The 10,678-nt window shown below is 41.2% G+C and carries 9 protein-coding genes; 2 read left to right on the top strand and 7 right to left on the bottom strand.

Annotation, left to right across the window (positions count from 1 at the left end; all coding sequences use genetic code 11):
* Nucleotides 1–151: 151 nt before the first annotated feature.
* From HYU69_15645 to HYU69_15630, 4 genes are all read right to left on the bottom strand, one after another.
* Nucleotides 152–1,231 carry a hypothetical protein gene (locus HYU69_15645; protein ID MBI2271774.1) on the bottom strand — a complete coding sequence of 360 codons (1,080 nt, stop codon included), beginning with the start codon at nt 1,229–1,231 and terminating at the stop codon, nt 152–154.
* Nucleotides 1,232–1,353: 122 nt separating this feature from the next.
* Nucleotides 1,354–2,478: a site-specific integrase gene (locus tag HYU69_15640; GenBank protein MBI2271773.1), complete on the bottom strand. Its 1,125-nt coding sequence runs from the start codon at nt 2,476–2,478 to the stop codon at nt 1,354–1,356.
* Nucleotides 2,479–2,558: 80 nt separating this feature from the next.
* Entirely contained in the window at nt 2,559–3,491 is a 933-nt protein-coding gene (locus HYU69_15635) for an SPFH domain-containing protein (GenBank protein MBI2271772.1), read from the bottom strand.
* 271 nt (nt 3,492–3,762) lie between these two features.
* Complete coding sequence (locus tag HYU69_15630) at nt 3,763–6,699, bottom strand: PD40 domain-containing protein (GenBank protein MBI2271771.1); 2,937 nt, start codon at nt 6,697–6,699, stop codon at nt 3,763–3,765.
* Nucleotides 6,700–6,871: 172 nt separating this feature from the next.
* Here HYU69_15630 and HYU69_15625 point away from each other — a divergent pair, with 172 nt between their 5' ends.
* Nucleotides 6,872–7,516 (top strand): O-methyltransferase, encoded by a 645-nt coding sequence (locus HYU69_15625; protein MBI2271770.1) that lies wholly within the window; start codon nt 6,872–6,874, stop codon nt 7,514–7,516.
* A gap of 91 nt (nt 7,517–7,607) precedes the next feature.
* Nucleotides 7,608–8,627, top strand: coding sequence for an aminotransferase class I/II-fold pyridoxal phosphate-dependent enzyme (locus tag HYU69_15620; GenBank protein ID MBI2271769.1), 1,020 nt, complete (start codon nt 7,608–7,610; stop codon nt 8,625–8,627).
* Between the two features lie 20 nt (nt 8,628–8,647).
* On the opposite strand, the gene crcB is transcribed toward HYU69_15620, so the two are convergent.
* Genes crcB through obgE form a run of 3 tightly spaced genes read right to left on the bottom strand, consistent with a single transcriptional unit; the run spans nt 8,648 to nt 10,675 of the window.
* Complete coding sequence (gene crcB, locus HYU69_15615; protein MBI2271768.1) at nt 8,648–9,019, bottom strand: fluoride efflux transporter CrcB; 372 nt, start codon at nt 9,017–9,019, stop codon at nt 8,648–8,650.
* A gap of 25 nt (nt 9,020–9,044) precedes the next feature.
* Complete coding sequence (locus HYU69_15610) at nt 9,045–9,629, bottom strand: phosphatase PAP2 family protein (GenBank protein MBI2271767.1); 585 nt, start codon at nt 9,627–9,629, stop codon at nt 9,045–9,047.
* 35 nt (nt 9,630–9,664) lie between these two features.
* Complete coding sequence (obgE, locus tag HYU69_15605; protein MBI2271766.1) at nt 9,665–10,675, bottom strand: GTPase ObgE; 1,011 nt, start codon at nt 10,673–10,675, stop codon at nt 9,665–9,667.
* Nucleotides 10,676–10,678 lie beyond the last annotated feature (3 nt).

Here is a 10,678-nt window from a genome sequence, read left to right as displayed (position 1 = left end):
CGTGGTTACGAATCAATGCTCGAACATTACCTGAAAGTAGCTCCACAATTTAATGAACCGCTGTATACGAGGCCCGTACGTACAGTGGTGTGAGAGGCGCACTCCGTCAGATTTTGATGACGGAGCCGCCTACTCGATTAGGCCGTCGTTTTTATTTGTCAATTAGTTTAACGATGCTTATTGCTGTCATTGTGCTAATAACGCAACTTTCGGCGAGCATAGAGCCGGCTTTTAAGTCGTGAGTCAATTTATTAGCCAAGTCTACTGAGCTTTCGGCAGTAGAAATTAAATTCAAAGCGAAGTCTCTTAATTCTTTATTGCTGTGTCCACCTAATTCGCAACGAATATAAGTGTGAAGTCTATTCTTAAATTTGTCATCTCCAAGGTCAATAGGTTTTCCGTTTGCGTCTTTTGCGTCTGTCGTGTGCTTTTTTGGATCGAAAATATGGTTTGCGAATTTTTGAAGCAACGTCCGAGAAGCGTTTCCGATATTTTGATAGTCAATAGTTTCTTTTGCGGAACGCAGCAACTCTAATAAATGACCTTGGTCTTGATTAATGTCTGCCCAAGGTGTGTTTATTGGCACGTAAGTATTTTTTAGTATTTGAAACTTATTTAAATTAGGAAATACTCTGGAGTCTGCAATATATTTACCTGAATATTCTTCAAGTCTTTGCTGAATGGCACCTTTAATATTTTCAAGATTGTCAAGGTGTTTTTTGTAAATTTCAGGATGAACAAGTAGTCCGAGTTTATAGCATCTTTGATAATTATGGTCGAGGTCTTCAGCGAGGTATACGTCGGAATGAATAAGAAAGTCATGAATTACGCGAGTCTCATTCCTGTCAAAAAGATGAACTAAAAATTGGTATTCCTTGTCTGGGAGTCTGTCTTTGTCCACTTGTTTTTCTGGTGTCGGTTGATTATTTGATTTATTTTTTTCTGATAGTATAAGGTTGTATTCTTCAATCCGAGTGTCGAGTAAATTGACTAATTTTTGCCTCCCTCTGTCCCAAGCGCTACGATAAAGACTGTCATCCGAGTCGCCGAAGGAATAAGTGGGCGCGAATGAAATGTCGGATATTTCTTTGGAATAAACTGGTTTGTCGGGGAAGTACCTATTTAAATGTAGTTTGGTCTTTTGAATAATGTCGTCAAGGTCGTTGGTGTCATTATATCTTAGGTTTTTCGCCCGAGTCAATAAAAGTGCGAGTTTATTTTCGTCTGTCATTGTCATAAAATGCGGCCTAACTCATTTATATGAGCGGTTTTCAGTATGAAAACCGTTCCAAGCCACCCAATTTTGATTGGCTTTGTAGGGTTTTTGTTTTTGAATACTGTGTTTTATTTTCATTATTTCAATTTCAATTTTTCAAGCGGGCTGGTAACTTTTCCCAATCCCTCACTGCTTACATGGGTATAAATTTGAGTGGTTTTGGGGTTCTTATGTCCCAATAGCTCTTGTATATACCTCAAATTTGTGCCGCCTTCTAGCAGATGGGTGGCATAACTGTGCCTTAAAGTATGTAAGCTAACACTTTTATTTATTTTTGCCAATCTTTTTGCTTTATGAAATACTTCGGCAAGACTGGTTTCTGTGTATTTTTCGCCTTTTTGTCCCTCAAAAAGGTATTTCTTTGGTTTGTATTCCGGATAATATTTCCGAAGCATCTCTAAAATTGTTTCAGCCAAAGGAACAATCCTGTCTTTATTTCCTTTTGCCCCTCTTATGGTAATGATCATGCGTTTTGAATCAACGTCATTTATCTGCATGTTCAATAATTCACTCCTTCTTAATCCGCCTGAGTAAATTAACGCGAGCATGGTTTTGTGTTTAATATTATCCAGGCTGTTCAGCATTTTTTCAACTTCGTTTAAACTTAATACATCCGGCAGTGTGAATGGTTTTTTGGGGCGGTGTATGTTTTTAATATCCAGTACATTTTTCTCTATTTCCGAAAAAAATAATTTAATGGCGTTCACTACCTGGTTCTGGAACGATGCCGATAAATTATTCGTTAAAATGTACTTGTTGTTAAATTCTATCACATCCTCATTCGTTATTTCTGAAATAGTTTTGTTCGAATAAAATTTTAAAAATGTTTTCAATGCATCGCTGTATGTTCCAATGGTGCTTTCGCTGTACCTTTTTGAGCGCATCCAGCTTTTAAATTTTTCAATTTTGTTTCTCGCTTCATCTGTAAACGGGTATTCTTTTATATCCGGTGGGGCCGTTTTGGCAAAAGCCAGTCTTTCTTTTAAAATACCTGCGTCAATGGCGGCTTTACCGGTAAATAGTTTCTTTACTTCATGTAAAGTTTCCACCGAATAGGGGGTATACCATGCTTTGTGGGTTTTGCTCCACCTGGCATCAGGCAGGCGCTTCGCGATGGTTTGCAATTCAAAATTGTAAGGAAATTTCAATAATAAAACTTCTTTTCCTTTGTGTTTTACTTTATCAAGTTTAATGGTTGTCATAATGCAATATGCATGAAATTATCGTCAAAAAACCCCGTCAGGATCACTCCCGGCGGGGTTTTGATTGCCTCAAAAAAATATTAACTCTTTGTTTTTATATCATCCAACTGGCTCATGGCCATCAGCTGGCGAACACTTTTTTGCATACCATCCGGCGAGCCGTCAATAAATATTACATTGCCATTCCCCACTTCAGCGAAGTTCTTGATCGATTCTGTCCACATGCTGAACATGATCATCGAAGCATCCAGGTTAACCTGCTGCATTTCTTTGGCGGCATTGCTCATCCCTTTGGCCACTTCCTCGCGGAATAGCGCCACACCTTGTCCGCGAAGCTGCGCTGCTTCACGCTCGGCTGTAGCGGAAATTTTAATTGCATTACCTTCCGCTTCAGCGGCTTTTGTTTTGGTTATCAATAAGGCTTGTCCCTCATTTTCGGCGGCGGCTTTTAAGTTATTCGATGCCACTACACGCGACATGGAAGTCATAATGGCTTCGTCGAAGGTGATATCGTTCAGTTGGAGGTCAATTAAGTGATAGCCCCATGTTTCAAGGGTATGATCGATGTGCTGCTTTACATCTTCCACCAGGTCCCTGCGCAACGAAAGTATCTCGGCTTGTTTTTTAGTGGCCACAAAGCCGCGTATAGAGCCCTCTACGGTTCTGATGAGGGCCTGCATAAGGCTGCGGTCGTCAACAAATTTAAAGGCTACATTTACGATGGTTTCTTCCTTTTGGTCGATCACCGCGTAAAGCAGCATGGCTTTAAAATAAACGTTAGCCTGGTCAATGGTTACAGCCTGGAAATCGAGTTCAACCGAACGGTTCTGAATAGATACGCGCTTTGCGATACGCTCAATAAGCGGTATTTTTAAATTCAGGCCGGGGGCTAATATCCGGCGGTATTTACCAAACACGGTTATTACAGCTACAAATCCCTGCTGAACAGTAACAAAGCTGCCCAATAAAATAACTAATAATACAATAAGAATGATGGTACCTGTGCTTAACATGGTTTTTAAATTTTGGTGTGGTTAAATGTACCAATTTTTAGTTAATGAGGAAGGGTTTCAAGTTCAAGGTTTCAGGTTTCAGGTTTCAGGTTTCAGGTTTCAGGTTTCAGGTTTCAGGTTTCAGGTTTCAGGTTTCAGGTTTCAGGTTTCAGGTTTCAGGTTTCAGGTTTCAGGTTGGGTGTCGCATTAAGTTTCAGTAAAATATTCATCCCATCAAACCTAATGCCTGAATTTCTATTTTTCCTAAACTTGGGACCTGAAACCTTTTTATCTAATTAATAGCCTTGTTGAAGAAATTTAGGGGAATTAATTCTTCGAGAGTATAGCGTTTGCCGTTATATACGGCCGTTATCCAGGCGTCTTTGGTGCCCAATTCGATGGTTTTCTGACGAAGTCTCTCGGTATCCTTAAGTGTTTTAAATTCGCCCATTGTAAACCGGCTTATTCCGTCGCCTATTGGGTCATTGTTTATAATATCAAGTCCTAATTTCTTTAATTTGACTGTTGTAAAATTCTGAGGCTGACGGTATGCGCCAACCTGTACTTTAAAAACCAGGCCTTCGCGGCACATGGTGCTTGCCGACTGGATGAATTTCTCATAAACAAAAAGATTATTTAATGACTGGCCGACAAAGGCGGAAAAGTCGTGCGGTGTTTCAGGTTCGCAGGGAGTAGGTTCTTCGGGTTTGGTGACCTCTGTTTTTGTGGGTTCAATAACAGGAGGAATTTTAACAGGTTTTGTTTTGGTTATTGCAGGAGTTTCGGTTTTGTTTATCTTTTCCTTCATGGCAGGATCCTTGAAGAATTCTTTTGCAGGTTTGAGCGTATTCAGGTAAAATACTGTGATCAATGATTTTTCTGTTTCCGGTTCCTTTTGAATGAGCGATGCTTTAAAGTCGTCCACTTCTTTTAGTGTTTTAAAGTTACCAATGGTATAGTGGATTTTTCCATCGGGAGTTTTCTTGCTTTCTATTTTCCCGTACTTCGACATTTTCTGTAGTTTGAAATCAGCGGCCTTATCCACGGCCGCTAATTCAAGTTTGTAGCTTAGTCCTTCGATCTTTTTATCGCCGTACCCGCTCAGAAGCTTTTCATTTTCTTTACGTTCTTCAAGCTCAGGGTTGTATTTTGTTTTTATCAGTTTGGGTTCCGTGCGCACTGTATAATCTTTACGGGTATAATAGGCCGAAAAGTAATCGGGTATAAGCTTTACAGTGTTTTTATCGTTAACCGTAATCTCCGCCACCTTGGCAAGTTCCGGATCTTTTGCTATAAGTTTTTGGCGGAAATCTTCGGCTGAAAGCAAAGTGTTAAAACCTTTCACGTAATAATTAGTGTAGTCCTTATGAGTTTTAACTGTTTCAAATACACCTAAGTCGGAAAACTTTGACGGATCAAAATCTGAAGCCGTTTCGTAAGTGCCCGCATCAACATTAAACGTAACGCTGTCCTTTTTCAGATCGCCGCGCTTCTTTAACAGATCGTCATATATATGTGCTTCATAAATTCCCGGATTGCTTTCCGCTTTATATTTCTTCAGTTGTTCATTAAGCTTTGCCTGCATATTATTCGGGGCGGAAGTGTCTATTTTGTTTGCCTGCAGATATTCCTCCGAATATACCTGTATGTCCTCCTGCAACTGTACGTATGTTTCAAGGGATTTCACATCAATGTATTCATAATGTGGTTGTTTGCCTGCCACTTCAATGGCCAACTTATAGCTTTTTCCTGGAGGAAGTGCCACCATATATTTTCCTGTTGTAGAATTTGATCTGTAATTACCTTTAGTAGCTCCATTGTCGGCGTCCATTACTGTTATGGTTGCAGCAGCCGGTTTAGAGTCAAGCAATACTTTTCCTACAGCCAAAGCTAATATTGGTTTTGTTCCGGTTAAGCCCGGCGTAATTACATAAATATCCTGCTGGCCATAACCTTCTTTACGGTTAGAGGAATAATAACCGGTTTCTCCATCGGGGTTTAATACATAGTAAAGGTCATCGTCGGTAGTGTTTATGGGTACACCCATATTTACAGGTTCAGTCCACTCGCCGGTTTTATTGGATGAATAAAATATGTCATGTCCACCCATGCTGTTATGACCTTTAGAGCTAAAAAACAAGGTAACTCCGTCCGGGTGAATGAAAGGGGCATCATCATCATATGAAGTATTTACTGAAGGGCCAAGATTCAGGGCCGGCCCCCATTGTCCGTTTCGTTGTCTTTCAGAAATATAAATGTCGCGGCCCCCAAGTCCGCCCGGGCGCTCGCTTGCAAAATAAAGGGTTTGCTCATCCGCCGACATTGAAACGCTTCCTTCCCAGAATTTAGTATTGACATTCGGTCCAAGGTTCATAGGAGTGCTCCATGTTTCACCATCCAGCTGGCTCATATATATATCCCCTTTATCTTCCGGTGTGCTTTTAAAAATAAATAATGATTGTCCATCAGTTGATAATGCAATGCTGGCATCATGTCCCTTTGTATTTATATTCTCGCCAATGCTTTGAGGTTCTGTCCATTTTTCACCTATCTTATAACTTATAAAAACATCTTCATAATACTCGCCATCGGAACTTGGATTGAACTTTCCATCCATCATTCCACCCGTGCTGCGTTCACCTTTGTATGTGAATATCAGGATAGATTCATCGGCCGACACTACCGGAACATATTCGGAATTCTCACTGTTTATAGGAGGTCCGATATTCTCAATAATCATATTCTGTTGTTTGGGCGTGATGACCTCGCCATTCCGGCAAAAATCTATGTAATGCTCTGCTAAATTTCTTTTTACAATAGGCGGGTTTTCCCGTATATATTCATCGAAATGCTGAATGGCTTCCTGGAATTTGTAATTAGCGTGATATGCGCGGCCCAGGTTGAATTCAATATCTTCCAGTTTTGGACTAAGTTTGGCCGCACTCTCAATAAATTCAATGGCATTTTCTTTTTCGTCGGTTTTATACAGAAAACAAATACCCGCTTTATAAACGAGATCGGGGTTGTTGGGATAACTTTCGGCTAATACCTTATATATATCAAGTGCCCGGAGAAAATTATTTTCTTTATAAAAAGTATTGGCTGAGGCAAGCAGCTCTTTATCCTGTTTTGTGAGTTTTTCCGGCTTTGGTTTCGGCTCGTCCTGAGCTGTACCCCGTGTAGCTGAAAGCATGGCGAGTAAATACACCAATAAAGTAATTCTTTTCATATTGAAGTTCAATTACACCCCTTATATTGGTCCTTAAAATTCACCAAAAAAGGGCAGGGCTTAACTCACTGGGTTTTAAACTTATAAACGTGAATTTGTTAATAACGGAGGGCGAAACCCGGAGAAATAAAAAACAATATCTTTAGAGTACATAAAATCAACTTAAAAAGTTATGGATTTTCTTGATGCAGCCATTGAACAATATGTAATAGATCATACACAAACCGAGCCGGATGTATTGCAGCGTTTAAACCGTGAAACAAATCTCAAGGTACTCATGCCACGCATGTTGTCCGGACATTTGCAGGGACGTGTATTGGGTATGCTCAGCTGTATGATAAAGCCGGAACATATTCTTGAAATAGGTACCTATACAGGGTATTCGGCCATATGTCTTGCTTCCGGCCTGGTGGATAGGGGAAAGTTGATCACCATAGATATTAATAAGGAGTTGGAGAAAATGGTGCGGAAGTATTTTGATGAAGCGGGGGTGGCGGACAAAATTGATTACCGTATCGGGAACGCAATGGAGATCATTCCGGGCCTAAAAGAGAAACTCGACCTGGTTTTTATCGATGCTGATAAGGAGAATTATTCCAACTATTACGACCTTGTTTTTGACAAAGTGAATAAGGGTGGTTTCATTATCGCTGACAATGTGCTGTGGAGCGGTAAAGTGCTGATGGATAAAACAAAAATGGATAAGGACACAAAGGCTATCTATGAGTTCAATAATAAAGTACATAATGACAAACGGGTTGAACATGTTCTGTTTCCTGTGAGAGACGGACTGATGGTGATCAGAAAAATGAAGTAAATCAAAGCGGTTTATAGCCTCGTCCCATGTTATGTTCAACTGTTCGTCATTCAATATTATTTCCAGAAGTGAATTACAATTTTAACAGAAAATGATAACAGATCTGAGAAGTGACACCGTTACAAAGCCCGGAAAAGCTATGCTGGAAGCTATGTTCAACGCGAAGGTAGGCGACGACGTGTTTGGGGAAGACCCTACAGTTAACGAACTTGAAGAGAAGGCCGCAAGATTTTTTGGCCAGGAGGCAGGTGTTTTTTGCCCTTCAGGTACCATGACCAACCAGGTAGCCATAAAAGTCCATACCCAGCCCGGTGATGAAGTGGTGTGTGATGCCACCGCGCATATCTACCATTATGAAGGGGGTGGAATCAGTTTTAATTCGGGCGCCCAGGCAAAATTGATTTATGGTGACAGGGGCCGAATGACTGCTAAAGAGGTTGAGGAAACAATCAACGTAAAACCCGATAATCACTTATGTCTCACACAATTGGTTTGTGTTGAAAATACAGTGAACAGGGCAGGAGGGAGTTATTATATGCTGCAGCAAATGAAAGATATATCAGCTGTATGCAAAAAGAATAATTTAAAGTATCACCTGGATGGAGCCCGGATATTCAACGCATTAGTGGAAACAAAAGACAAGCCGGCTGAACTAGGTTCGTTATTCGACTCTATATCCGTATGCCTGTCGAAAGGTTTAGGTACACCAGCCGGTTCAGTTTTGCTGGGTAATAAAGAATTTATCCGAAAAGCACGCCGGATACGCAAAGTTTTCGGAGGTGGTATGCGTCAGGCCGGTTTTCTTGCCGCTGCGGGTATTTATGCACTTGATAATAACATTGAACGCTTAAAGGAAGACCACCAAAGAGCAAAGGAGCTTGGCAATGTGATGAAAGCTTTATCATTTGTTGAAAGTGTAATGCCCGTTGATACGAATATTGTCATTTTTAAATTGACGGATAAAATGCTGAGCGACGATTTGCTGAAGAAACTTGCGGAGCAAAACATCAGGGCGCTGAACTTTGGCAAACAATCCATTCGCTTTGTAACTCACCTTGATTTTACTGACGCAATGCTGGAAAAGACAATAAAAGTATTAAAGGCTGTATGATTGGTTGACCCTGTTTTGTGTTATGCAGGCTGATCTCTGGCGATCATAAATATAAGTCCCGCACAAACAATAACACTCAGTAAAATATTCGCGATGGCATACATGCTGTTGCCGCTCCGGATCAATTCAACCGTTTCATAGCTGAAGGTTGAGAAGGTACTGAAGCCTCCGCAAAACCCGGTAATTATAAACATCTTCCATGTCGGATTCATATCCGCCTTTTGACTTAGAAAAGCAATTGTTGCAGCGAGTATTACGCAGCTTAATATATTTGACGCCAAAGTAGCAAGGGGGAAAATGGTTTTAAACCTTTCCGCAGTAAAGCCCGAAATACCATATCGAACAAGGCTTCCAAGGCCACCACCGATAAATATTGCTAAAATATTGTTCATGGAAATTGAATTTGGGTCAGGTTATTTATTCCAGGCGCATGGTGAACAGACGAAAATAAATTTTTGAGATGATAAAACCTAATGTCATACCCAATAGCGCGCCTCCAATAATGTCGGCAGGGTAGTGGGAGCCTAAATAAATGCGGCTGTATGAAACAAAAGCGGCCCATGCAAATATGGCCGGGGTGAAATAGTTGTAGCTGCCTTTCAGTATCATTGAGAGGAATGTTGCCAATGCAAAAGTGTTGGCTGCGTGTGATGAAACAAATCCATAGGTGCCTCCGCAGCCTTTAAAAGTGTGCACCATGTTTTGTATGAGTAAATTGTGACAGGGCCTGTAGCGCATGAAGACATTTTTGAATGCGTGAACAGAGAGCTGGTCGCTGAGAGTAATCAGTATAATGGCCGAGAGCAATAGCACAAAGGCCTGTCTCGGTTTTTTTTTAACAACCAGGTAGAACAGGAATATATATAACGGTATCCATGTATAATCTCCGGATACCCAGAACATCACAAAGTCCCAAAATGCATTGTGTTTGCTGTTCAGGTACAGGAACACATTGGTGTCAATATGTTTGATCGTTTCTATCAAAGTTGTGTAGCCTGTCATTCTTTCGCTTTGCTCAGAATGATGCGATTATGTAATTAACCATTTACCTGTTTCCACAAAACATCTTTCAGCTCACTGAGCCCTTTTTCAGTATGCGAAGAGAAGTAAACAACAGGGACAGATTTTTTTTCGCGGAAGCGCTTATTAAGATCCTTTTTGATCATATCCAACAGTTCATCATCTGCCAGATCTATCTTTGATACTCCTAAAACCCTTTGTTTGTCCAGCAAGTAAGGGTTGAATTCTTTCAGTTCGTTCACGAGGATCTTATATTCTTTAATGATATCTTTTGAGTCGGCCGGTACCAGGAACAGCAGTATGGAGTTTCGCTCAATGTGCCGCAGGAACCTTAATCCAAGACCTTTGCCTTCGTGCGCTCCTTCGATAATCCCCGGAATATCCGCCATTACGAATGATTTGTGGTCACGGTATTTTACGATACCCAGGTTTGGAACAAGGGTAGTAAAGGGGTAGCTGGCTATTTCGGGTTTCGCCGCCGACACAACCGAAAGCAATGTTGACTTTCCAGCGTTTGGAAATCCTACAAGGCCTACGTCGGCAAGTATTTTCAGTTCAAGTATTATCCATGATTCAATGGCCGGCTCACCTGGTTGCGAAAAACGTGGAGCCTGGCGTGTGGGAGTTTTAAAGTGATCGTTTCCTAAACCTCCGCGTCCGCCTTTTAATAAAATACATTCTTCTCCGTCATTGGTTATTTCCTGAAGAATCTCACCTGTTTCAAAATTACGTGCGACAGTACCAAGGGGCACTTCAAGTACCTGATCCATCCCATCCGCTCCTTTCATCAGTTTACCTCTGCCGCTATGTCCGTCTTCGGCCATAATGTGCTTACGGTATTTAAGGTGAAGGAGGGTCCATAATTGTTTATTGCCGCGTAATATGATGTGCCCGCCGCGCCCGCCGTCTCCTCCGTCAGGCCCGCCCTTCGCGGTTTTCTTGGTTCTTAAAAAATGCACGGATCCGCCGCCACCTTTCCCGCTCCGGCAACAGATCTTTACATAATCAACAAAATTCGAGTCAGCCACTTA

It is taken from the genome of Bacteroidota bacterium (genome assembly GCA_016183775.1).
GTDB lineage: Bacteria > Bacteroidota > Bacteroidia > JABDFU01 > JABDFU01 > JABDFU01.
The sequence above is the reverse complement of the archived record's forward strand: the minus strand, read 5'-3'. Positions and strand labels throughout refer to the sequence as shown.